General features: G+C 68.1%; 23 protein-coding genes. 11 read left to right on the top strand and 12 right to left on the bottom strand.

Annotated features, from left to right (window positions below; genetic code table 11):
* Positions 1–2: 2 nt before the first annotated feature.
* Positions 3–416 (top strand): VOC family protein, encoded by a 414-nt coding sequence (locus IPU70_RS06020; protein ID WP_013395864.1) that lies wholly within the window; start codon positions 3–5, stop codon positions 414–416.
* Positions 417–471: 55 nt separating this feature from the next.
* On the opposite strand, the gene IPU70_RS06025 is transcribed toward IPU70_RS06020, so the two are convergent.
* Together IPU70_RS06025 and kynU are read right to left on the bottom strand one after the other, a co-directional pair.
* Positions 472–1,878: an amino acid permease gene (locus IPU70_RS06025; RefSeq protein ID WP_207465752.1), complete on the bottom strand. Its 1,407-nt coding sequence runs from the start codon at positions 1,876–1,878 to the stop codon at positions 472–474.
* Between the two features lie 77 nt (positions 1,879–1,955).
* Positions 1,956–3,206: a kynureninase gene (kynU, locus tag IPU70_RS06030; RefSeq protein WP_207465754.1), complete on the bottom strand. Its 1,251-nt coding sequence runs from the start codon at positions 3,204–3,206 to the stop codon at positions 1,956–1,958.
* A 138-nt stretch (positions 3,207–3,344) separates the two neighbouring features.
* Between kynU and IPU70_RS06035 the strand changes: the two genes are divergently transcribed.
* Positions 3,345–3,818, top strand: coding sequence for an Lrp/AsnC family transcriptional regulator (locus tag IPU70_RS06035; protein WP_013395867.1), 474 nt, complete (start codon positions 3,345–3,347; stop codon positions 3,816–3,818).
* Positions 3,819–3,882: 64 nt separating this feature from the next.
* Here IPU70_RS06035 and IPU70_RS06040 read toward each other — a convergent pair whose 3' ends face one another.
* Positions 3,883–4,512: a hemolysin III family protein gene (locus IPU70_RS06040; RefSeq protein ID WP_207465756.1), complete on the bottom strand. Its 630-nt coding sequence runs from the start codon at positions 4,510–4,512 to the stop codon at positions 3,883–3,885.
* An 85-nt stretch (positions 4,513–4,597) separates the two neighbouring features.
* Positions 4,598–5,683 carry a P1 family peptidase gene (locus tag IPU70_RS06045; RefSeq protein WP_207465758.1) on the bottom strand — a complete coding sequence of 362 codons (1,086 nt, stop codon included), beginning with the start codon at positions 5,681–5,683 and terminating at the stop codon, positions 4,598–4,600.
* 194 nt (positions 5,684–5,877) lie between these two features.
* On the opposite strand from IPU70_RS06045, the gene IPU70_RS06050 reads away from it, so the two are divergent.
* The 3 genes from IPU70_RS06050 to IPU70_RS06060 all read left to right on the top strand — a co-directional run bounded on the left by IPU70_RS06050 (position 5,878) and on the right by IPU70_RS06060 (position 8,177).
* Positions 5,878–6,660: an amino acid ABC transporter substrate-binding protein gene (locus tag IPU70_RS06050; RefSeq protein WP_207465760.1), complete on the top strand. Its 783-nt coding sequence runs from the start codon at positions 5,878–5,880 to the stop codon at positions 6,658–6,660.
* A gap of 105 nt (positions 6,661–6,765) precedes the next feature.
* Positions 6,766–7,425 carry an amino acid ABC transporter permease gene (locus IPU70_RS06055; protein WP_207465996.1) on the top strand — a complete coding sequence of 220 codons (660 nt, stop codon included), beginning with the start codon at positions 6,766–6,768 and terminating at the stop codon, positions 7,423–7,425.
* Positions 7,422–8,177, top strand: coding sequence for an amino acid ABC transporter ATP-binding protein (locus IPU70_RS06060; protein WP_207465762.1), 756 nt, complete (start codon positions 7,422–7,424; stop codon positions 8,175–8,177). The genes IPU70_RS06055 and IPU70_RS06060 overlap by 4 nt, the downstream gene beginning before the upstream one ends.
* Before the next feature lie 39 nt (positions 8,178–8,216).
* Here the strand turns inward: IPU70_RS06060 and IPU70_RS06065 are convergent, their stop codons facing one another.
* The 7 genes from IPU70_RS06065 to IPU70_RS06095 form a co-directional block, all read right to left on the bottom strand.
* Positions 8,217–8,756 carry a hypothetical protein gene (locus IPU70_RS06065; protein WP_207465764.1) on the bottom strand — a complete coding sequence of 180 codons (540 nt, stop codon included), beginning with the start codon at positions 8,754–8,756 and terminating at the stop codon, positions 8,217–8,219.
* Positions 8,757–8,870: 114 nt separating this feature from the next.
* Positions 8,871–11,030, bottom strand: coding sequence for a TonB-dependent receptor (locus IPU70_RS06070; protein ID WP_207465765.1), 2,160 nt, complete (start codon positions 11,028–11,030; stop codon positions 8,871–8,873).
* A 55-nt stretch (positions 11,031–11,085) separates the two neighbouring features.
* On the bottom strand, positions 11,086–11,736 hold the full coding sequence (locus IPU70_RS06075) for a hypothetical protein (protein WP_207465767.1): 651 nt from the start codon (positions 11,734–11,736) through the stop codon (positions 11,086–11,088).
* Positions 11,733–12,338 carry a hypothetical protein gene (locus IPU70_RS06080; RefSeq protein WP_207465769.1) on the bottom strand — a complete coding sequence of 202 codons (606 nt, stop codon included), beginning with the start codon at positions 12,336–12,338 and terminating at the stop codon, positions 11,733–11,735. The genes IPU70_RS06075 and IPU70_RS06080 overlap by 4 nt, the downstream gene beginning before the upstream one ends.
* Positions 12,339–12,341: 3 nt before the next feature.
* On the bottom strand, positions 12,342–13,079 hold the full coding sequence (locus IPU70_RS06085) for an ABC transporter ATP-binding protein (protein WP_207465771.1): 738 nt from the start codon (positions 13,077–13,079) through the stop codon (positions 12,342–12,344).
* On the bottom strand, positions 13,072–14,157 hold the full coding sequence (locus IPU70_RS06090; RefSeq protein WP_242702334.1) for an iron ABC transporter permease: 1,086 nt from the start codon (positions 14,155–14,157) through the stop codon (positions 13,072–13,074). The genes IPU70_RS06085 and IPU70_RS06090 overlap by 8 nt, the downstream gene beginning before the upstream one ends.
* Entirely contained in the window at positions 14,141–15,211 is a 1,071-nt protein-coding gene (locus tag IPU70_RS06095; RefSeq protein WP_207465772.1) for an ABC transporter substrate-binding protein, read from the bottom strand. Before IPU70_RS06095 ends, IPU70_RS06090 begins: the two co-directional genes overlap by 17 nt.
* A gap of 112 nt (positions 15,212–15,323) precedes the next feature.
* On the opposite strand from IPU70_RS06095, the gene IPU70_RS06100 reads away from it, so the two are divergent.
* The gene (locus IPU70_RS06100; protein WP_148260634.1) at positions 15,324–16,019 is read left to right on the top strand and encodes a Crp/Fnr family transcriptional regulator; all 696 of its coding nucleotides are present in this window, start codon (positions 15,324–15,326) and stop codon (positions 16,017–16,019) included.
* Positions 16,020–16,044: 25 nt separating this feature from the next.
* Here the strand turns inward: IPU70_RS06100 and IPU70_RS06105 are convergent, their stop codons facing one another.
* Positions 16,045–16,728 (bottom strand): M23 family metallopeptidase, encoded by a 684-nt coding sequence (locus tag IPU70_RS06105; RefSeq protein WP_207465999.1) that lies wholly within the window; start codon positions 16,726–16,728, stop codon positions 16,045–16,047.
* A gap of 277 nt (positions 16,729–17,005) precedes the next feature.
* On the opposite strand from IPU70_RS06105, the gene IPU70_RS06110 reads away from it, so the two are divergent.
* The 5 genes from IPU70_RS06110 (at position 17,006) to IPU70_RS06130 (ending at position 21,488) form a co-directional block, all read left to right on the top strand.
* Positions 17,006–18,295 (top strand): MASE1 domain-containing protein, encoded by a 1,290-nt coding sequence (locus IPU70_RS06110; protein ID WP_207465774.1) that lies wholly within the window; start codon positions 17,006–17,008, stop codon positions 18,293–18,295.
* Entirely contained in the window at positions 18,285–19,826 is a 1,542-nt protein-coding gene (locus IPU70_RS06115; RefSeq protein WP_207465776.1) for an acyl-CoA-binding protein, read from the top strand. The genes IPU70_RS06110 and IPU70_RS06115 overlap by 11 nt, the downstream gene beginning before the upstream one ends.
* 28 nt (positions 19,827–19,854) lie before the next feature.
* Positions 19,855–20,280, top strand: coding sequence for a DUF2946 family protein (locus IPU70_RS06120; protein ID WP_207465778.1), 426 nt, complete (start codon positions 19,855–19,857; stop codon positions 20,278–20,280).
* Positions 20,281–20,341: 61 nt separating this feature from the next.
* The gene (locus IPU70_RS06125) at positions 20,342–20,965 is read left to right on the top strand and encodes an SCO family protein (protein WP_013395885.1); all 624 of its coding nucleotides are present in this window, start codon (positions 20,342–20,344) and stop codon (positions 20,963–20,965) included.
* A gap of 28 nt (positions 20,966–20,993) precedes the next feature.
* Positions 20,994–21,488 (top strand): copper chaperone PCu(A)C, encoded by a 495-nt coding sequence (locus IPU70_RS06130; protein WP_207465780.1) that lies wholly within the window; start codon positions 20,994–20,996, stop codon positions 21,486–21,488.
* Positions 21,489–21,502 lie beyond the last annotated feature (14 nt).

Below are 21,502 nucleotides of genomic sequence, written 5' to 3' on the forward strand. Positions count from 1 at the left end.
TCATGTCAGACACCAATTTCGTCATTTTCTACGTCGAAAAGCCCGCCGCCAGCGCCGCGTTCTATAGCGCCCTGCTGCAGCGTCCGCCCGTCGAAAGCTCCCCGACCTTCGCGCTGTTCAGGCTGGATTCCGGCCTGATGCTGGGCCTGTGGTCGCGCTACACCGTGGAACCGGCCGCCGCCGGCCGCGGCGGCGCGACCGAGCTGGCGTTCACCGTCCCCGACGCGCAGGCGCTGGACCGCCGCCATGTGGACTGGAGCCTGCGCGGCCTGCCCATCCTGCAAGCGCCCACCGACATGGATTTCGGCCGCACCTTCGTGGCGCTGGACCCCGACGGCCACCGGCTGCGCGTGTTCGCGCCGGCGCCGCAGGAACAGGCCGCGGAGCAGCACGCGCCCGCCATGGCCAGTGCCTGAAGCGCGCATATGAAATGGGGGCCTGAGGCTTGCGCCCGAACCCGGCGCGGCAACATCAGGAGCGCTGATCGCGCGGGGTCAGCGCCACGGCTTCGCCGCGTCGGCGGAACAGCAGTTGGTACAGCACCGCCAGCACCAACAGGAACGGCACGCCGAACACCAGCGTCATCTTGAAGACGCTGGTGAAGTAGGTGGTGGCCAGAATGGCCAGCATCGCCCCCGCGCCCAGCAGGGTCAGCACCGGAAAGCCCGGCATGCGGAACGACAGCTTGCCGCCGCCTTCGCGCGCCCAGCGGCGGCGAAAGCAATAGTGGGTGACAAAGATCATCATCCAGGTGAACAGCGCCCCGAACATCGAAATCGCCATCATCAGCGTGAACGAGGTCTCGGGGTACAGCACGTTCAGCACTGCGGCGATGGCGATGCCGCTGGTCGACAGCAGCAAGGCGTTCAGCGGCGTGCCGTTGCGGCTCAGCCGGCCGAAGGCGGACGGCGCATGGCCGGCGCGCGACAGGCTGAACATCATGCGGGTGGTGATGTACAGCTGGCTGTTCATGGCCGACAGCGCCGCCACCAGCACGATGAAGTTGATGACGCCCGCGGCCCCCGGAATCTCCAGCGCCTGCATCACCTTGACGAAGGGACTGCCGCCCTTGCCGGCCTCGTCCCAGGGCACGATGGCCAGGATCAGCGCCAGCGTCAGCAAGTAGAACACCACCAGCCGGACGATGGTGGCGCGGAAGGCCTGCTTGACCGCGCGCTCGGGATCTTCGGCCTCGCCCGCCGCCACCGCGATCATCTCCACGCTGAGGTAGCTGAAGATCGAGATGACCACGGCGATCCACATGCCCCAGACGCCGTTCGGGAAGAAGCCGCCGTGCAAGGTGTACAGCGCCGTGCCGTACTGCGGATTGCCCCAGACCACGTAGGCGCCCAGGATGATGAAGGCCACGATGGCGGTGATCTTGATGGTGGAGAACCAGTATTCGACCGTGCCGAAGGTCTTGACGCTCATGGCGTTGATGAAGATCAGCACCGCCGAGAACAAGCAGACCCACTGCCAGCCTGGCACGTCCGGGAACCAGAACTTCATGTATTCCGCCACGGCGGTGACTTCCGTGCCCACCGCCAGCACCACGCACGACCAGTACGCATAGCGCACCAGAAAGCCCGCCAGCGGGCCGACGTAGTGCTCGGCGTAGGCGCCGAACGAGCCCGAGGTGGAATGCGCCACCGTCATTTCCGCCAGGCAGCCCATCAGCAGCAGCGTGATCAGGCCGCCGATGGCGTAGCTGATGATGACGCTGGGCCCGGCGAAACCGATGGCGAACTTGCTGCCCAGGAACAGGCCCGTGCCTATGGCGCCGCCGATGGCGATCATGCTCATCTGCCCCGAGGTCAGCCGCCGTTTCAAGCCCTGCTCGCGTTCGGCGATCTGGCCGAATCCTTTCTGTTGTTGCATTGTCTCCTCCAGGTCCTGCGCTCTCTTTGTGGATGTAGGGCCGGTCTGGCCCGCGCAATACGGTTGCGTTGCGGTGCTCAGGTCACGGCGGCGCGGTGCTTGAATTCCGGCTTGTCCCAGGAACGCGTATCCAGCACGTCCTTCAGGATGTCGACGGCGTCCCACACGTCGGCGTAGCCGAAGTACAGCGGCGTCAGGCCGAAGCGCAGCACCTCGGGCTCGCGGTAGTCGCCGATCACGCCGCGACCGATCAGCGCCTGCATCACCTCGAAACCGTTGGGATGGCGGAAACTGACGTGGCTGCCGCGGTCGGCGTGCTTGCGCGGCGTCACCAGCGTGAGGGGGTGGTCGGCGCAGCGCTCTTCGACCAGTGCGATGAACAGATCGCCCAATGCCAGCGATTTCTTGCGCACCTCGGCCATGTCGGCGGCATGCGCCACGTCCAGACCGCATTCCACCAGCGACAGCGACACGATGGGTTGGGTGCCGCACAGATAGCGGCGCACGCCGCCCGCCGGCTCGTAGGCCACGGCCATGTCGAACGGCCGCGTGTGGCCCCACCAGCCGGACAGCGGCTGCCAGAAGTCCTTGGTGTGGCGCGGCGCCACCCAGATGAAGGCGGGCGAGCCCGGACCGCCGTTCAGGTACTTATAGGTGCAGCCCACGGCGAAGTCGGCGTTGGCGCCGTTCAGGTCCACCGGCACCGCGCCCGCGGCGTGCGCCAGGTCCCAGATGGCCAGCGCGCCGCGCTCATGCGCCAGCGCGGTCACGGCGGCCATGTCGTGCATCTGGCCGCTGCGGTAGTTCACGTGCGACAGCAGCATCACGGCCACGGACTCGTCCAGCGCCTTTTCCAGGGGCAGTTCGTCGTCGATCAGGCGCATTTCGTAGCCCTGCTGCAGCAGGTCGATCATGCCCTGGATCATGTAGAGATCGGTGGGGAAGTTGTCGCGTTCGGACAGGATGACGCGGCGCTGCGGGTGCTGGTGCTGCTGGATGCGCAGGGCGGCGGCCAGCGCCTTGAAGATGTTCAGCGAGGTCGTGTCGGTCACGACCAGCTCGCCTTCGCGCGCGCCCAGCAGGCGGCCCAGCTTGTCACCCAGGCGGGCGGGCAGTTCGAACCAGCCGGCGGTGTTCCAGCTACGGATCAGGCCTGTACCCCATTCCTGGCCGATCACGGCGGCGGCGCGGGCGGCGGCATCCTTGGGCAGCACACCCAGGGAATTGCCATCCATGTAGAGCACGCCGGGCGGCAGGTCGAAACGGTCTTTGAGGGGCGCCAGGGGGTCCTGGCGGTCGGCGTTCACGCAGGCGTCGCGGGTGTTCATTTTTTGCTCCAAGAGGCTATATTCTGGATACATACTATCAGCGCGATCGGGCTGATAAATTGCAAACTCAGGCGCGGAATACCCTAGGTTTCCGCATTGAATTGCACGTAATCCATATTTTTGGAATTTGATTGCACCATGCAAATCGACGCGATAGACCAGCGCATTCTGTACCGGCTGCAGGAAGACGGCCACCTCAGCAACCAGGACCTGGCCGAGCAGGTGGCGTTGTCGCCCTCGGCCTGCCTGCGGCGGGTGCGCGCGCTGGAGGAAAGCGGACTGATCCGCAACTATCGCGCCGTGCTGGACGCGGAAAAGCTGGGTTTCGAGCTGGAGGCCATCGTCCATGTGTCGCTGGACCAGTCGCGCCCGGGCTGGCACGAGGAGTTCCTGGCCGGCATCGCGCTGCATGACGAGATCACCGAGGCCAGCATCGTGACCGGCGCGTCCAACTACATCCTGACAGTGAGCACGCGCAATCTGAAGGCGTTCTCACTGTTCGTCGAAGACAAGCTCAGCAAGATCCCGGGCGTGCGGAATCTGTCCTCGCATATCGTCATGCGCAAAGTGAAGAACCGCGGCGGCATGCTGCCGCTGGCAAGCTGGCGCTAGACCGGCAGCGCCGGCTCGCCAATCGGCCCAGGCCTGGATTTGCAGGCGCCGGAAACGGCCCGGATCAGGCCGGACTCAGCCTCAGGAAGCCGAACACCGTCACGAAGTGGCAGGCCGTGCCGCCCATGACGAACAGATGCCAGATGCCGTGCGCGTGCGGCCAGCGCTGGTCGTTGACGTAGAACAGCGTGCCGGCGGTATAGACCGCCGCGCCCGCCAGCAGCCAGGCCAGTCCGGCCGCGGACAGCGCGCCCGCGATCGGCGCGGCGAACATCACGCCCAGCCAGCCCATCGCCAGATACAGCGGCAGGGCCGGCGCCGCGCCGCGCGCCCACCACAGTTCGCGGCTGATGCCGACCGCGGCCAACGCCCAGATCGCCACGCCCATGGCCGCGCCCCAGCCGTGCTCCACCGGCCCGTAGGCCAGCGGCGTGTAGGTGCCGGCGATCAGCAGGTAGATCGCGCAATGGTCGGCCTTGGCCCATAGCGCCTTGCGGCGACCGCGGGTGCAATGGAACAGCACCGACGAGGCATAGACCGCGATCATCGACGCGGCGAACACGGCGCAGGCAACGACCTGCCGCGTGTCCACCTTCAGTTCGGCGGCACGGGCGATCAGCGCGCCCGAGGCCGCCACGGCGAGCGCCAGGCCGGCCAGGTGCGTCGCGCCGTTGAATCGTTCGCCCTTGTACATGCACGCCCTCCACCCGCCGGCCATGCGCCGGCGCCACCTATGATGGCCCGGTTGTGTGACAAGCCGAGGTCAGGACGGCATGGCGTCAGGCGACGAAGTCCACCGCCGCCGGATAGCCTTCCAACGCACGCGCCGACAGGATGGCGCGCTGCACCGCGATCGCCATCGCTTCGGCCGCCATCACGCCCAGCAGCATCACGTTGCCCGGCTTGCCAGAGGTGCCGGTACCCAGCGCGAAGATGGTGTCGCCGTCCAGCATGGTGTGGATGGGATTGATGGTGCGGGCCAGGCCGTCATGCGCCATGCCGGCGATCTTCTGCGCCTGCGCCTTGGTGAGTTTGGCGTCCGTCGCGACCAGGCCGATGGTGGTGGCGGTGCCCGGCCGCATGGACTTGGGCAGGTCGCCCGCCAGGATGGCGGCGCGGGTATCCAGCAGCATCTTGCCGTCAGGCGTGCGCGCGCCGGCCAGGATGCGTCCGGTGGCCGGGTCCACCACGTCGCCCACCGCATTGACCGCGACGATGGCGCCCACGGTCACGCCCGCCACCGTCAGCGACGCGCTGCCGATGCCGCCCTTCATGGCGCGCTTGGGGCCATAGAGTTTGCCCACTGTCGCTCCGGCTCCGGCGCCCACGTTGCCCTCCTGCGGCGCGGCGTCGGTGGCCGACTTGCAGGCCTGGTAACCCGCGGCCGCGTCCGGCCGGATCGAGGCGTCGCCCACCCCCAGGTCGAACAGGATGGCCGAGGGCACGATGGGCACATGCGCCACGCCCACGTCGAAGCCGATCTTCTTTTCTTCCAGATAGCGCATGACGCCCGAGGCCGCGTCCAGCCCGAAGGCGCTGCCGCCGGACAGCACCACCGCGTGCACTTTTTCGACCATGTTCACGGGATTGAGCAGATCGGTTTCGCGCGTGCCAGGCGCCGCGCCGCGCACATCGACCCCGGCGGTCGCGCCGGCCTCGGCGATGATGACGGTACAGCCCGTCGGGCGGCGCGTGTCGGTGTAGTGCCCCACCCGCAACCCCGCCACTTGCGTAATGCTGCCGCCGCCCGGCATCAGCCGCGTGCCGTCCGCGGCCTGGGCGGGCATTGCGCTTGCCGCCGCCGCGCCTGCGGCCGCCATCATGAAAGCCCGCCTGTTCCATTGCTGTTCCACACCGCTCTCCATCGAAGTCCTGCCTGGATAAACCCCGGTCGCCGGGCGCCGGGGCATGGGTATCGCCATATGACTTGCAGCTATATTTTTACTATTCCTTATGCTTTGTGGAAAAATAGGCGCGTTGTTAGAGTGCGGCTACGCCGGAGGGCATTGCAGGCACGGATGCTCTCCACCGAGATATCTGCCATCCGTGGAGCACCGCCATGAAACTCTTCCGTACGCTGTTCGTCGCCGGCCTGGTCCAGGTCGCCGCCTTGTCCGCGGCCCACGCCCAATCCGGACTGGACCAGATCAAATCCGCCGGCGTGTTCAAGATCGGCACCGAAGGCACCTACGCCCCTTTCACTTTCCACGACGCATCCGGGCAGCTTACCGGGTTTGACGTGGACATCGGCCGCGCCATCGCCGAACGCCTGGGCGTCAAGCCGCAATTCGTCGAAGGCAAGTGGGACGGCCTGATCGCTGGCCTGGACGCCAAGCGCTACGACGCGGTGATCAACCAGGTCGGCATCACCGACGCGCGCCGCGCCAAGTACGATTTTTCCGATCCCTACATCTCGTCGGCCGCCGTGCTGATCGTGCGGGACGACAACACCAGCATCAAGTCCTTCGACGACCTCAAGGGCAAGAAGTCCGCCAACACGCTGACCAGCAACTTCGGCAAGCTGGCGCAACAGCACGGCGCGGAAGTGATCGCGGTGCAGGGCTTCAATGAAGCCATCGACCTGCTGACCTCGGGCCGGGTCGAGGCCACCGTGAACGACAACCTGTCGTTCCTGGACTTCAAGAAGCAGAAGCCCAACGCCCGCGTAAAGATCGCCGCCACCGACAAGACCGCCGAATTCAGCAATTCGGGCGTGCTGATCCGCAAGGGCAACCCCGAGCTGCAGGCCGCCATCAACAAGGCGCTGGCCGACATCAAGGCGGACGGCACCTACAAAACCATCTCGGTCAAGTACTTCGGCACGGACCTGTCGGCGCAATAAACGAGCGGAGCGCACATGACGCTACCCCCCTGGCTGCAATCCGTCCTGCCCGACTGGCTGCTGGCGCAACTCGGCAACTGGGCGGTACCGGCCTGGGTGCAGCTGATGCTGGACTCGTTCTGGCCCCTGCTGCACGCGGGGCTGATGTTCACGGTCCCGCTGACGCTGATGTCGTTCGCGCTGGGCCTGGCGCTGGCCTTCGTGGTGGCGCTGATCCGCCTGTTCGGCCCCGCGCCGCTGGTGGCCCTGGTGCGCTTCTACGTCTGGCTGATCCGTGGCACGCCGCTGCTGGTGCAGCTGTTCGTGATCTTCTACGGCCTGCCCAGCGTCGGCATCGTGCTGGACCCGCTGCCCGCCGCGCTGATCGGCTTCACCCTCAACGTCGGCGCGTACAACTCGGAAGTGATACGCGGCGCCATCGAGTCCATCACCAAGGGCCAGTGGGAAGCGGCCTATTCGCTGAGCATGACGCGCGCGCAGGCGCTGCGCCGGACCATCCTGCCACAGGCGGCGCGGGTGGCGGTGCCGCCCCTGTCCAACTCCTTCATCGCGCTGGTCAAGGACACCTCGCTGGCGGCGGTGCTGACCGTGCCCGAGATCTTCCAGGCCGCGCAGCGCATCGCCGCCGTCACCTATGAACCGCTGATCCTGTACACCGAGGCCGCGCTGATCTACCTGGTGTTCAGCTCCGTGCTGTCCGCCGCGCAGGTCCGCCTGGAACGGCGCTTCGGCCAGCATGCGGTCTTTAACGAGAAAAACCGATGATCCGCCTGGAAAAGATAGAGAAGACGTTCGGCGGCAATCCCGTGCTCAAGCAGGTGGACGTGAGCATCGCCGAAGGCAGCGTCACCGCCCTGATCGGTCCGTCCGGCAGCGGCAAAAGCACCCTGCTGCGCTGCGTGAACCTGCTGGAAGTGCCGGACCGCGGCACGCTGGAGATCGGACCGGAAACCGTGCAATTCGAGCCCGGCCGCAAGCTCTCGCGCGATCAGGTCCAGCGCGTGCGCAAGCAGACCGGCATGGTGTTCCAGAACTTCCAGCTGTTCCCGCACCAGACCGTCATCGGCAACGTCATGGAAGGCCTGCTGACGGTACAGAAGTGGCCGCTGGACCGTGCGCGCGCCCGCGCCGAGGAACTGCTGCGCAAGGTCGGCATGCTGGAAAAGCGCGACGCCTGGCCCGCCAACCTGTCGGGCGGCCAGCAGCAGCGCGTGGCCATCGCCCGCGCGCTGGCGCCCGCGCCGCGCGTGCTGTTGTGCGACGAGCCGACCTCGGCGCTGGACCCTGGCCTGGCGGCCGAAGTGGTGGACGTGCTGCGCCAGCTCGCCGCCGAAGGCATGACCATGCTGATGGCCACCCATGACCTGCGCCTGGCGGCCAGCGTGTCGCGCGAGGTGGTGTTCCTGCTGGACGGCACGGTGGTCGAGTCCGGCGATTCGCGCACGCTGTTCAGCCAGCCTGCGGACCCGCGCACGGCCGCGTTCATTTCGACCCTGACGCAGGAAGCGGCGCTGTAGGACGGCGGGAGTCCCGCCCGGCCCGCCGCCCGTGCCGCCTCAGTTTTCGCTGTCCGTCACGAAGTAATCGAACAACGATTCCGGTTCGGCGACGACGACCCGCGCGGCGATGTCGCGCCGCAACTGGGCGTGGACGCGCTGCGCGTCCGGCGCGGGATTTCCCAGCAAATCAAAGAATTCCGGCGGCAGCACGCCGGGACGCAGCACGCCCTGGACGCTGCGCGCGCCCCGGCGCAGATGGAAGCTGTACGACTTGTCCGCGCTGCGGCTGTAGCGCGCTTCGGGCAGCGTCAGGTCCACCGTATAGCAGCCGCGCGTGACGGCGCGCGTGACGAATTCGAACGCGTCGCGCACGCCCGGACCGGGATGCCCGCTGATGACGGACAATTCCTTGCGCGGCGCCGGCACGCCGTCCTGCTCCAGCTTCGGCAGCGCGCCGCGCAAGCCCTGGAAGGTCAGCGCCAGCATGGCCAGCGCCCCGTGGCCATGGTAGGCCTGGACGGCGTCGAAACAGATGGGCAGCGGCCCCTCCTCGGCCGTCACGGTCAAGGAGGAAGCGCGTTGTTCGGGGGTAGTCATGGAATATCTCCGTGTCGTGCGCGGTCGCGGGCCGCCGCCATGGCGGCCCGCTGGCGCAAAGATGGGTCTAGGGTTGAAGGACGCGCCGGGGCGCGCCCAGGTGGACTGGCGGATTCAGAAGCGCGTGCGCAGCGTCAGGCTGAAGCTGCGGCCGGGTTCCAGCAGCGGATTCAGATCGGTCATGGCATAGGCCACGTTGGATGAGGTCGCCGCCGTGCGGTAGGCGCGGTCGAACAGGTTGTTCACGCCCAGCACGACCTGGGTATTGCCGGCCTGCGGCAGCCCCAGGCGATCCAGCTGGAACTGGGCGTACAGGTTCACGACGCCGAAGCCCGCGGCCGGATACTCGGTGCGCTCGGCGTAGCGGCTCTGGCCCTTGGCCCACTGCAGTTCGCCGCTGAGCGCATAGGCCTCGTTGGGGCTCATGTATTGCACGCCCAGCAGGCCGCTGAAGGGTGCGATCGATTGCAGCGGCGTGTCCGTCGTGCGGTTGGTGCCGTGCAGGTAGCTGGCGTTGCCGTACAGATTGACCTCGCGGCTCAGCTGCCAGCGCCAGTCCAGCTCCAGGCCCTGGATCCGCGCCCGGCCGACGTTGCGGCGCTGCGTGGCGGGCAGGCCTTCATAAGAGGTGGTGACGTTCTCCAGGAAGTCGCTGTAGTTGCTGCGGAAGGCGGTCAGGCCGACGGTGGCCTGCTCGAAGTGCAGCCGGGTGCCGGCTTCCACGGTGACGCCGCGTTCCGGCTTCAGGCCGGGGTTCGGAATGGTGTAGCTGGTTCCGGTATAGCCGCTGCTGAACATTTCCGAGGTCCACGGCATGCGGAACGAGCTGCCCACGCTGCCCAGCAATTCGACCACCTCGGTAGCGCGGTAGGCCAGCCCCAGGCTGCCGGTGGTGGCGGTTTCGGTGCTGTTCTGCGCGGCGCGGAACGCGGGCAGCAGATTGGGCGAGGGCAAGGGCTCCAGCCCCACATCGGACTTGAACCAGTCGAAGCGGCCGCCTGCCGTAACGGTCCATTTCGGCGCGGGCTTCCATTCCGTGGTCAGGAATGCGCCGACGTTGGTCTGGTACTGGTCAGGGCCCGTCTTGGCATAGGACGTGCTGGTGGTCGTGTTGGTGCCGTTGGGGCGGCGCACGGTGATGTCGCTGCGCGATTCCGATCCGGGACGGCGTTCGTGCATGAAGTCCAGGCCGAAGGTCGTGTTGGTGTCGGCCCACGGCACCGTCGCCGCGACGCTGCCGCCCCACACCAGCGGCCCGATCACATTGCTGCGCGCATCCACCACGCGCGCCGGATTGGTCTGGTTGTGCGTGGCCATGACGGTGCCGAACTCGTTCACATAGACGCTGGCCTTGAGCGCGCTGATGACGCCATCGAACTCGCCGCTGTAGGCCAGCCTGCCCTGCTTGACCTTGAGCGGATCGCGGCGGCTGTAGCTCAAGGGATATTGCGGCACCGTGCCGGCCGCACCGTCCTTCACATAGGCCACGCGCGCGCTGGCCTCGATGCGCTGGCGCGCGTCGGGCATGTAGCCCAGCACGATGCCGCCGCCCGCGCCGCGGAAGTCGCTGTTGGGCACTTCGCCCGCCGCGCTGTCGTAATTGCTGGCGCGGCGTCCGGTGGCGTAGACGCGCAGGTCGAAGCCGTCGCCGGCGCCTTCCAGCGCCACATTGCTCTGCACGCCATCGCCGTTGGTGTTGTACGTGACCGAGGCTTCGCCGCCATTCAACCCGAAGGGCTGACTCAGATTGCCATGCGCCCGCTTGGTCACGAAGTTGACCAGCCCGCCCAGGCCGTCGCTGCCGAAACGCGAGGAGTTCGGCCCGCGCACCACCTCGACCTGTTCGATCTCGGTCGGACTGATGAGCATGAACTGCAAGGTGTTGCGGCCGCGGAAGCGGTCGCCGTCGATGAACATCGGCACCCGCATGTCGTTGGTATTGAGTCCGCGCAGGAACAGCGTGCCGGCGATGCCGCCGCTGCGGCTGACGGTAGCGTTGGGCACGCGGCCCAGCAGATCCAGCGTGCTCATCGTGTTCAGCCGATCGATGTCCTGGCTGTCGACCACGCTGACGGCTTGCGTGACGTTGTGATCGATCGAGGCGGCGGGCGGCGTGACCCCCATGGGCCGCAGGCGGCCGTCATCGGGCTGGCCGTCGGCCGTGACCTGGATCGACGGCAATTGCGGTACGTCGGCCGCGGCGCTGGGCGCGGCGATGGCGGCGGTCAGCAGTCCGGCGCCGACCAAAGGGGCATAAAGATAGGAGCGTTGCATACATGCACACAAGAGAGGGGGCAAAATCGGAATGGGCGCGGCGGTCCGCGCCTCGTCAGGCGGGGGGCAGGTCTTGATCGATGGCCGGCGTGGAATCCCTCAGCCAGGGCAGAAAGCCGCGCAAGAACCGGCTGGAAGCAGGCATGAAGTAGCTGCCGTGGTGATACATCGGGTCCAGCGAGGTCACGATCAGGCGACCCGGCGTGCTGTGCCTGTCCTCGTACAGCACCGATCCGGCGCCGGCCTTGTCGATCAAGGACAGCGCGCCTGACGGCGGTTCGAAGGAGCCGTGCTGGTGCCAGGTGGCGTCGGCCAGCGTCAGGGTGCTGAACAGCGGATGCGCGGGCGCCGCCAGGCGCAGGCCGGAATCGGCGCCCGGCTCTTTCCACCACCAGAAATTCACTTCGGACGGGGTCCAGCGCACGCCGTCCAGCCAGCGCTCGGAATGGGTTTCGCCCATGGCGACCAGGGTCTTGCCGGCGGCCAGGAAGCGGCGCCAGAGATCACGGTGCGGCACCAGCAGATCCGGATTGCTGCGGCACGACACGATCAACGCGTCGCAGCCCCGCAGCGCGGCCTCGTCCAGGTCGCGGAGATATATCGTCCGGTCGATGTGAGGCATCAGGTCCGGCGTACGGAAGGTGCGATGGTGGTAGTAGGTCCCGGCGTCCAGCGCCGCGATCACGGGGGTGCGTCCTGCAGTCATGCCGCGTCTCCGTGCAGCCAGTCGAACAGTTGGGGAACGATGCGGCCGGCGCTGTCGGCGCTGCCGGCGTACATCCACAGGTCATTGCCGGAATGCACCAGCAGGCGTCCGCCTCCTGGCAGGGCCAGGACCCAGTCGATGGGCTGGGCATCGGGACCCAGCGTGTTGAGTACCTGCGCGCCGTCCGGCGCGGGATTGCCGCCGCGCGCATAGAAACCCGCCACGCCGCGCCGGAACGTCAGGTGTTCGGGGTCCACGCCGTCGAACACCGGATGGGGCGCGGCACGCTGCACCCGCAGGCCCGCGATGCCTGCGCCGGATCCCGGCACGAAGGGCGCCAGCCAGCGCAGGAAGGGATAGGCGACATGGCCGTTGAAGACCAGCGTGCCGCCCGCTTCCAGATAGTCTTCCAGGAGCGCGCTGTGCTCCAGCAAGTAGCGCTGGTCGGTGTGCGCCGGGACCAGCAGCGCGCGGTAGCCGGAAAGATCGCGTTCATGCAGCTGATACAGCGGCAGGCAGGCGGCGCGCGGCGCGGGGCCGCCAGTCAGCGCGGCAGGGCCGTCGCCGGTCCAGTTGTTCAGGTAGGCAATGGTGTTTTTCATGATTCAACGGAAGACGGGGATCACGCCCAGGATGTCGCCAGACTCGCCGCGCAAGGTAGTCACACGCACCGGCAGGCCGTACAGGCGGCTCAGGCGTTCGTCCACGCACATGCTGGCGGTGGCGCCGGCTTCGCAGCCATCGGCATGCATGAGCAGGGTCTGGTCGGCGATGTGCTGCGCGTGCTGCGGCTGGTGCGTGGTGAAGACCACGGCCAGGCCCTGTTCGCGCGCCAGCCGGCGCAGCAACGACAGGACCACGTCCTGATTGCGCAGGTCCAGGGCGGCCGCGGGCTCGTCCAGGATGATCATGGGACTGGCGCTGGCCATGGCGCGCGCGATGCAGGCCAGTTGCTGTTCGCCGCCGCTCAAGGCGTGGAAAGGACGGTCCGCCAGATGCGCCAGGCCAACTTCGCCCAGACATTCGCGGGCGATGCGCCAGTCGTGCGCGCCGGGCGATGCGTACCAGCGCAGATGGCGCGCGCGGCCCATGCTGACCATGGTCAGCACGTCATAGGCATACAGCGTGTCGCTGCGCTGGGGCACATAGGCGGCGTGGCCCTGCAGACGGACGCTGCCTGCGGCAGGCGGGTTCAGTCCGAGGATGGTGCGCAGCAGCGTGGTCTTGCCGCGGCCGTTCGGCCCCAGCACCGCCAGGATCTGTCCGGCGGACAGGCTTAGCGACAGATCGCTCAACAGGCGGCGGCCGCCGGCCTGCACGGCCAATTGCTTCAGCTCAAGCATGCTGCGCTCCCCCGCGCTGGGCGCGGCGCAACAGCCATGCGAACAGCGGCGCGCCGATCAGCGCGGTAATCACGCCCAGCGGAATCTCGGCGCTGGTGGCGCTGCGGGCTACGGTGTCGACCCACACCATGTAGGTGCCGCCTATCAGGGCGCTGGCGGGCAATAGCACTCGGTGGTCGGGACCGACCAGCATGCGCGCGATGTGCGGCACCACCAGCCCTACCCAACCCACGGTGCCCGATACGGCCACGCTGGCCGAAACCACCAGCGTGGCGCAGCCCAGCAGCAGCCAGCGCAAGGGCTCGACCGCAATGCCCATGGCGCTGGCCTGCTCGTCGCCCAGCGACAGCACATTGATGCGGAAGCGCAGCGCGTACAGCAGCGCCATGCCGGCCACGATGGGCGGCACGGCCGCCGCCAGCTTGGTATAGGTGGCGGTGGCGAAACTGCCCATCAGCCAGAACACGATGGCCGGCAGGCTGTCATTCGGATCGGCGAAGTAGGTAGTCAGCGAGATCAGCGCGGAAAAAAAGGCGCTGGTCACCACGCCAGCCAGCACCAGCATCAGAATGGTCGTGCGGCCGTTGGCGCGGCTCAGCAGATAGACGATGGCCACCGCCAGCAGGCCGCCGGCGAATGCCAGGCCCAGCGTCGCCCACAGCGACGAGAACAGCAGGATCGCCGCGCAGCCGCCAAATGCGGCGCCCGACGAAATGCCCAGGATCTGCGGACCGACCAGCGGATTGCGAAAGGCGCCCTGCAACGCCGCGCCGCACATGGCCAGGCTGGATCCTGCGAGCACCGCCAGCAGCACCCGCGGCAAGCGCACCTGCAAGACCACGCGATGCTCCGTGGCGCTGACCGACGGCAGCCAGGCCGCCAAGCCGTCCGGCAAGGCGAGCCCGGCCAGGACGCTGGACACCTGCGACAGCGCGAGCGGATAGCGGCCGACGCAGAGCGCCGCCAGCACGGAAAGCGGCAGCGCCAGCGCCATCAGCAGCCACGGCCACGACCATGCGCCCTGGCGCGTGGACACCGCCCTGCCCGGCGCGCGCGCCGTTTCAACGGAAGCGTTCATAGCCCGCGGCCCCTTGATTCATTTTCAGGCGCAGCACCGCGTCGATCTCGTCCGCGCCGGGCTGATAGCCATAGAGTTCGCCGTAGGCCCGGGCGATGTTGTCCCGCAAGGGCCAGGAGAATTTTTCCGGGTGCAGCAGCAGGCTCAGCCACTGCCAATACAAGGGCGATTCCTGGCTGGGGGGATCCCACAGATACCCGCCCAGCGGCACCTTGTAGACGCGGCGTTCGCGCACGGCGGGTATGTCGGCGAACAGCGGGTCGCGGTACAAGGTTTCCGGCGTCAACCCCGGCTCGAAATTGTTCAGCAGGATCACCTCGGGCGCCCAGGCCATGATCTGTTCGATGTTCACGGTCTGGCCGCTGGCAATGGATGCGGAGACGTTGCGTCCGCCCGCCAGCGTGATGTCATCCTCGAAGCTGGTGTTGCCGCCCGCGGCGCGCAGCTGCGGCGCATGGCGCGACAGATACAGCACGCCCGGCCGCTGGCCCGCCGGGATGGCATCCGTGACGGCGCGGATCTCCGCCCGCACTTGATCGCGCCAGCGCAACTGCGCTTGCGCGCGGGCCTCCTGGCCCAGCGACAGGCCCATCAGGCGTATCCATTCGCGGGTGCGGTCCTCGGTGCCGTACACCAGCGCCGCGGTCGGCAGCCCGGCATTGCGCAGGGGTGCGAGCAGGTCGTCGCCCATATGCCCCCATTGCCACACCAGGTCGGGCTGCATCTGCAGCAGCGTTTCCACATTGGGCACGAAACCGGAACGGGTGATGTCCGTGCGCACCGCGGCCGTGGCCGGGAAGATCCGCGCCAGCAACCCGTCCTTCATCAGGCCGTAGGCGCTGGGATGCATGCCCGCCAGGTGCTCCGCGCCCCCATCCAGTGAGATCAGCAGCGATCCGGCGGGCATGGGCAGGGTCACCGCGCGCTGCGTCGGGACGGGCAGGCTGACGGCATTGCCCAGCATGTCCTTGAACACGATGGGCGTCGCGCCGGCGGCGGACGACAAGAGAGCGCCTGCCGCCACGGCGGCGCGGAAAAACGCTGAGAAAGTCATGTGGGAGCTGGTTGCGCCGCTCGGCCCCGCCGTTGGCGACGGTCCGCGCAGTGGTACGATCACAAATAAGAATCAATCGCATTAATTTTATTGGCCCAGCCCCCCAGACCAAATGACTATTGTCAATTCACGATCCGCACCCTTGATGGCGGCGCTGCGCCAGCACCCGTGGTTCGATGGCGTCGGCGATACCGCCCTGCTCGCCCTGGCGGAGCGCAGCCGCTGGCTGGAGTTCGGCGCGGGCGATACGATTTTTTCGGAAGGCCAGGCGGCTTCCTCCTGCCTGCTGGTGTGTGCGGGATCGCTGCAAGGCTTGCGCTACACCGCGGATGGCGGCGACAAGGTATTCGGCCATGTCGGCCCGGGCGGCTGGCTGTCGGTGTCCTCGCTGTTCGAGGCCGCGCCGCGCCATTTGCACAGCGTGCGCGCGCGCACCGACGGCAACGGCTGCCTGCTCAATGGCGAGGCCTTCCGCCAGCTCTGCCTGAACGACGCGCGCTTCGCCTGCCGCGTCATGGCGCACAGCGCCAACCTGATCCGTCATCACACGGACCAGATCGATTGGCTGACGTCGAGTTCGGCGGAAGAGCGCCTGGCCGAGTACATCCTGCGCGCGGGCAAGCCGCAGGGCAGCCAGCCCGTGGTGCTGCCGCTGAGCCATTCGCAGATTGCGGTCAAGCTGGGCATGCGCGCCGAAACGTTGAGCAGGATATTCGCCAAATGGCGGCGCCAGGGCTATATCTCGGACCGGCGCGGCGAGCTATGCATCCTGAAGCTGGATTCGCTCAAGCAGCTGGTGCATATCTAGCATCTACGGCACAGGGCCATGCGACTTACTTCGGCGGCAAGGATCCCGCCGGATCGACCGCCTGGCCGTCGTAGCGCAATTCGAAGTACAGGCCGATCTGCTTGCTGTCGCTATTGCCCATTTCGGCGATCTTCTGGCCCTGGCTGACGCGCTGCCCTTCCTTGACCAGCAGCTTGCTGTTGTGCGCGTAGATGCTCAGGAAACTGGCGTTGTGCTTGACGATGACCAGATGGCCGTAGCCGCGCAGGCCGCTGCCGGAATAGGCCACGGTGCCTTGCGCCGCGGCCACCACCGGCGTGCCCGATGAGTTGCTGATGACGATGCCGTTGGAGCCCGAGCCATCGTAGCCGCGCGTGACCTTGCCCTGGGCGGGCCAGACCAGCGAGATCGCGCCCGGCGGAGCGGTGCGGCGCTTGGCGGTCGAGGTCGACGACTTGGGCGAAGGCGCGGGTTTGCCGCGCGCCTTGCTGGGCGTGGTGGAGGAGCTGGCCTGCCCGGCCGGCGACTGGACCCGCAGCAATTGCCCGACCTCGATGGAATTGGAATTCGACAGATTGTTCCAGCGCACCAGATTGCTGACGCTGGTGCCCTGCTTGCGCGCGATCTGGGTCAGCGTGTCGCCCGATTGCACGCGGTAGTAGCCGGGCTGGACCTTGGTGGTGCCGCAGGCGCTCAGCAACGTCAACAGCGCGACCGCCAGGACGCACAACCAGCGGCGGGCGGATGGACCTGTCCAGCCCCCGCTGGCGGGCGCTGCGGCTGTGGATGAAACGGAAACGGGCAAGGCCGGAGCGGACAAGGAGAGCACTGAAACCTGGGGCACTGAGGTGGAGTATCGGGATCTGAGTGCGTTCAAGGGTACCAAGATTTTGGCGGATTGGTGTGGCGCGAGCGCTTCGCGGGCCGACGCGGAGCGTGTATAACCCGCAGATCGGGGCGAACGGTTTTCGCCGTGGATCAATGCGCCAGCAAGGACCCTCATGGGAATGAAAGACTCGTCCAGAAGAAACCCGCTCTGCCTGCTGTGGGCCATCCCTTATCTGCTTTGCGGCTGGTTTTCGCATCTGCTGAACGACCCGGTCAGCCATGCTTCGTTCGTGTGGCTGCCGCCCGGCGTGGCGGTCGGCGCCTACCTGCTGACGCGGCGCCGCGACTGGCCCTTGCTGCTGATCGGCTTTTTCTGCGCGCAGTTGCTGCTGACCCTGGTCTGGCGCGGCCAGCCCGTGACCGCGGTGGTGTTCGCGGTCACGGGCAGCCTGTCTTCGATGCTGGCCGCCTGGACGGTGCAGCGGCTGTCGCCGCGCCGGCACGGGCCTGGCTTCGTGGCCGCGCTGCTGGCCGGCGCCGTGGCCGGCGCGGCCTGCAGCGCGCTGCTGGGCGGCGGCTGGCTATGGTTGACGCAGGAGGCCGGCGCACTGCTGCGGCTGCGCACCTGGGTAGTGGCCTATCTCGCCGGCATACTGATCCTGGCGCCGGCCTTGACCGGCTGGGCGCAGTTCCGCCCGCGCCGCTCGGGCGGCCCGCGCTTGCGCGACTTCGTGCTGGGGGCCGTGGCCTACGTGCTGATGATCGTGTCGACCTTCATGACCTTCGACGGCGACATGATCCGCAACCTGCCCTACGTCGTGTCGTTCGAGCTGACCTATCTGCCCCTGGTGTTCGCGGTGCTGATCGCGCTGGTGTGGGGACCGCAAGGCGGCACGCTGGCGATGGTCACCTTGATGGTGATGGCGCTATACCAGAGCGCCCAGGGCGAAGGCCCCTTTGTCGAGGCCAACGATCCCTGGCACGTACTGCTGGCCACCCAGGTCTATCTGGTGGTCACCGCGCTCCTGCTCCTGCTGGTCAACACCTTGCGCAGCGCCCGCGAGCAGGCGCAGGCCGACGCCGAGCAATGGCGCGGCCGCTTCGACCTGGCGCTGGCGGGCAGCCATCAACTCATGTACCGCTACGATCCGCATGACGGCGCGCTGGAACTGGCGGGCGACCTGCAGGACGCGTTCGGGCTATCCGCTGGCGCCATCTCCGACCTGGACGCGCTGCTGGCGCTTGCCCACCCGGACGATCGCGCCCGCCTGTCGATGCACTGGGCGGCGCGGCGCGCGGGCGCGCAGGACCGCACGCCGCTGCCGTTCCGGCTGGCGCATGCGGACGGAGGCTGGCGCGTCGTCAGTGACCGCGGCTCGCCGCTGGCCGACTTCGACGGCAGCGTCGCGGTCGTGGCGGGCATGTGGCGCCTGGGAGAAATCGAGCGCGAGCCGGCCGATGTCCGCTAGCCCAGACAATTCCGGCACCGCTGCGCTGCTGATCCATGGCCTGGGCGGAACCCAGTACGACCTGGGATCCATGCACAAGGTGCTCAGGCGCGTCGGCATCGAAACGCACAGCCTGACCCTGCCCGGGCACGGCACCACGCCGGAAGACCTGGTGTCGGTGCGCGCGGAGGCCTGGCTGGACGCCGTGACCGCCAAATACCATGAGATCGCCGACCGCTACGACACCCTGCACGTGATGGGCATGTGCCTGGGCGCGCTGCTGGCGGTCGAACTCTGCAAGCGGGTCGGCCACAAGAAAGGCAAGCTGGTATCGCTGGCCGCGCCGGTATTCATCGACGGCTGGAGCACGCCGTGGTATCGCGGCCTGCGCAAGCTGGTCTACCGCATTCCGGGCCTGGGCGCGCGCATGCGGGTCGAAGAGGAAGAGCCCTACGGCATCAAGAACGAACTGGTCCGGTCCATCGTCAAGGCCAAGTTCGAACGCGGCGAGAACTTCCACTACCGCTGGGTGCCGCTGGCCTGCGTGCGCGAAGTCGACCGGCTGCGCGGCTTCGTCAGGCGCGGGCTGGACCGCATCGGCTGCCCCACCCTGATCGTGCACGCCCACGAGGACGAGCTCACGTCCGTGCGCTCGGCCCATCTGCTGCACCAGCAGATCGCCGGCAGCCGGCTGGTGCTGCTGGACAACAGCTATCACATGATCTGCGTGGACAACGACCGCGACCGGGTCGCCGCCAACGTGCTCGAATTCATGGGCCAGGATCCCGCCGCGGCGCAACCCGCGCGCGCCGCCGGACGCGCCGCCCCCATGGGCGCCGAGGATGTCGAACGCCTGCTCGAGGCCTACCGCGGTTCGCTGCTGGCTGGGAAATTCGAATTGCTGTTTCCCTTGTTCGCCGAGGACGTGGTCTGGAACGAGGCAGGCGACAGCCCCATCAGCGGCGTCTATGAAGGCCGGGGCGCGCTGATCGACCTGTTCTCGCGCCTGATGGACTACTCGCGCAATACCTTCGCCATCCAGGGCGTGGGTCCGCCCGCCCCCTCTGGCCGTTCCATCGCGCTGCCGCTGAGCTACCAGGTGCAGGACGGCGCGCAGTTGCATCTGGGCGGCGCCACGCACACCCTGCGCTTGCGCAACAACGCCATCTCCAAGGTCAACGCCCAGGCCGACGACCCCACGCGCGAGGATGCCATGTGGCGTCGGCTGGCCGCCGCAAGCGGCCGGGAGCCCGAGGGCGACGCCATCGACGCGGACACCCAGGCCCTGACGGCCGAAGCGCTGCCCGACGCCTTTGAAGCCGCGCTCATCGAGCGGCGGGCCCTGGCCCGCGAACCTTCGGCCGCCATCGCCATCCGGCTGTACGCCTGCGAACAGCAGGCGCGCCACGGCGATGCGCCGGCCTCGTCCGAACCCGGCGCGGCGCCGCTGGACCAAGTGCGGCACGCCGCCTGGCAACGGCTATCCGGCCTGCCGGCCGATCAGGCGCAACGCCGCTACATCGCGCTGGTGCGGCGCTTGGACGCAGCCTGACGGCCTGCCTGCGCACTAGAATACCGCCATGTCCCGCCTGACCCGCCTCCAGCATCTCGGCAGCGCCGCGCGCGCGCGGGGCGTGCTATGGCTGGCGCTCCTGGCCCTGGCGCTGCGCGCGCTGGTGCCCGCGGGTTATATGCCCGACGCCCGGGCGCTGCACGATGGCCGGCTGGAAGTCACGTTCTGCTCGGCTGCCGGCGACCTGTCGGCGCTGACGCTGGCGCTGTCGCCCGGCGACAAGAACAAGGCCGGACACGAAACCGCCGAGGCCGGCGCGCTCTGCCCCTTCGGCCTGCTGGCGCATGTGGCGCCCGCGCCCGCTCCCGCGCTCACTCCCCTGCTGCTGGCCGCCGGCCGGCATGCGCTGCCCGCGCCCGCGCGCGACGCCCCACCCGTCCGGACCGCCTCGGGTCCGCCGCTGGGTTCCCGCGCCCCGCCATTCCTCGCCTGACTCCGCCTGCACGCGCGGCCCCGCCGCGCCCCTGGACGAACCGTCAACCGACGAGGTTTTCATGCATTCCCCCCTTCTGCGCGCGCCCGCTGGCGCGCCGCGCGCCCACGCGCCCGATCCGCGGCGCCGCCTGCTGCTGTCCTCTTTCGCCCTGCTGGCCCTGGCGGGCTGCGGCCCCGATGCGCCCAAGCTGCACGGCATGGACCTGTCCGGCATGCCGGCCGGCGACTTCCAGCTGCAGGACACCGAGGGCCGCGAACGCCGGCTTGCCGACTACGCTGGCCAGCCGGTCATGCTGTTCTTCGGTTTCACGCAGTGCCCGGACATCTGCCCCACGGCGCTGACCCGCGCCGTCGAGATCAAGAGCCTGCTGGGCGCGGATGCCAAGAAGCTGCGCGTCCTCTTCATCACCGTCGATCCCGAGCGCGACACGCCGGAAATCCTGCGCGCCTATACCCAGGCTTTCGACCCGGATTTCGTCGGCTTGCGCGGCAATGCCGAGCAGACGCGCGCCGCCGCCCAGTCGTTCAAGGTCTTCTACCAGAAGGTCGCGACCGGCTCGTCCTACACCATGGACCACACCGCACTGACCTACGTCATCGACGCCAGCGGCAAGCTGCGCATCGCCCTGCGCCACCAGCAAAGCGCGCAGGAATGCGTGGACGACCTGCGCACCGTGCTCTGACCCGAACCTATATAGAGAGACAACCATCATGAAAAAATCCGCGATCAAGTCCCTGGCGGCCGCCGCCTTCGCCGTCTGCGCCCTGGCGGGCGCCCACCCCGCCGCGCTCGCCCAGGACGCCGCCCTGAAGGTGGACGACGCCTGGGTGCGCTCCACGGTGCCCAGCCAGCACGCCACCGGCGTCTTCATGCGCCTGACCTCCGCCGCCGCCGGCCGCCTGGTCGGCGTGGAATCGCAGGCCGCCAAGCATGTGGAAATCCATGAAATGGCGATGCAGGACAACGTCATGAAGATGCGCCAGGTGCCTGGCATCGCCCTGCCCGCGGGCCAGGCCGTGGAGCTCAAGCCTGGCGGCTATCACGTGATGCTGATCGACCTGGCCGGCCAGATCTCGCCCGGCGACCACGTCGCCCTGACGCTCATCGTCGAGGACGCCGACAAACGCCAGCGCCGCGTGCCGGTGGACGCGGTGGCGCGCCCGCTGAACGCGGCAGCCGCTCCCGCCGCCGGCCACGGCCACTGAGGCCCCGCCCGCAA

The sequence above is a fragment of the Achromobacter sp. SD115 genome, assembly GCF_017355315.1.
GTDB lineage: Bacteria > Pseudomonadota > Gammaproteobacteria > Burkholderiales > Burkholderiaceae_B > Achromobacter > Achromobacter xylosoxidans_B.

Excerpts from the sequence above, each read along its gene's own strand:
- IPU70_RS06020 (WP_013395864.1), top strand. The coding sequence starts at position 3 with ATGTCAGACACCAATTTCGTCATTTTCTACGTCGAAAAGCCCGCCGCC.
- IPU70_RS06025 (WP_207465752.1), bottom strand. The coding sequence starts at position 1,878 with ATGCAACAACAGAAAGGATTCGGCCAGATCGCCGAACGCGAGCAGGGC.
- kynU (WP_207465754.1), bottom strand. The coding sequence starts at position 3,206 with ATGAACACCCGCGACGCCTGCGTGAACGCCGACCGCCAGGACCCCCTG.
- IPU70_RS06035 (WP_013395867.1), top strand. The coding sequence starts at position 3,345 with ATGCAAATCGACGCGATAGACCAGCGCATTCTGTACCGGCTGCAGGAA.
- IPU70_RS06040 (WP_207465756.1), bottom strand. The coding sequence starts at position 4,512 with ATGTACAAGGGCGAACGATTCAACGGCGCGACGCACCTGGCCGGCCTG.
- IPU70_RS06045 (WP_207465758.1), bottom strand. The coding sequence starts at position 5,683 with ATGGAGAGCGGTGTGGAACAGCAATGGAACAGGCGGGCTTTCATGATG.
- IPU70_RS06050 (WP_207465760.1), top strand. The coding sequence starts at position 5,878 with ATGAAACTCTTCCGTACGCTGTTCGTCGCCGGCCTGGTCCAGGTCGCC.
- IPU70_RS06055 (WP_207465996.1), top strand. The coding sequence starts at position 6,766 with ATGCTGGACTCGTTCTGGCCCCTGCTGCACGCGGGGCTGATGTTCACG.
- IPU70_RS06060 (WP_207465762.1), top strand. The coding sequence starts at position 7,422 with ATGATCCGCCTGGAAAAGATAGAGAAGACGTTCGGCGGCAATCCCGTG.
- IPU70_RS06065 (WP_207465764.1), bottom strand. The coding sequence starts at position 8,756 with ATGACTACCCCCGAACAACGCGCTTCCTCCTTGACCGTGACGGCCGAG.
- IPU70_RS06070 (WP_207465765.1), bottom strand. The coding sequence starts at position 11,030 with ATGCAACGCTCCTATCTTTATGCCCCTTTGGTCGGCGCCGGACTGCTG.
- IPU70_RS06075 (WP_207465767.1), bottom strand. The coding sequence starts at position 11,736 with ATGACTGCAGGACGCACCCCCGTGATCGCGGCGCTGGACGCCGGGACC.
- IPU70_RS06080 (WP_207465769.1), bottom strand. The coding sequence starts at position 12,338 with ATGAAAAACACCATTGCCTACCTGAACAACTGGACCGGCGACGGCCCT.
- IPU70_RS06085 (WP_207465771.1), bottom strand. The coding sequence starts at position 13,079 with ATGCTTGAGCTGAAGCAATTGGCCGTGCAGGCCGGCGGCCGCCGCCTG.
- IPU70_RS06090 (WP_242702334.1), bottom strand. The coding sequence starts at position 14,157 with ATGAACGCTTCCGTTGAAACGGCGCGCGCGCCGGGCAGGGCGGTGTCC.
- IPU70_RS06095 (WP_207465772.1), bottom strand. The coding sequence starts at position 15,211 with ATGACTTTCTCAGCGTTTTTCCGCGCCGCCGTGGCGGCAGGCGCTCTC.
- IPU70_RS06100 (WP_148260634.1), top strand. The coding sequence starts at position 15,324 with ATGACTATTGTCAATTCACGATCCGCACCCTTGATGGCGGCGCTGCGC.
- IPU70_RS06110 (WP_207465774.1), top strand. The coding sequence starts at position 17,006 with ATGAAAGACTCGTCCAGAAGAAACCCGCTCTGCCTGCTGTGGGCCATC.
- IPU70_RS06115 (WP_207465776.1), top strand. The coding sequence starts at position 18,285 with ATGTCCGCTAGCCCAGACAATTCCGGCACCGCTGCGCTGCTGATCCAT.
- IPU70_RS06120 (WP_207465778.1), top strand. The coding sequence starts at position 19,855 with ATGTCCCGCCTGACCCGCCTCCAGCATCTCGGCAGCGCCGCGCGCGCG.
- IPU70_RS06125 (WP_013395885.1), top strand. The coding sequence starts at position 20,342 with ATGCATTCCCCCCTTCTGCGCGCGCCCGCTGGCGCGCCGCGCGCCCAC.
- IPU70_RS06130 (WP_207465780.1), top strand. The coding sequence starts at position 20,994 with ATGAAAAAATCCGCGATCAAGTCCCTGGCGGCCGCCGCCTTCGCCGTC.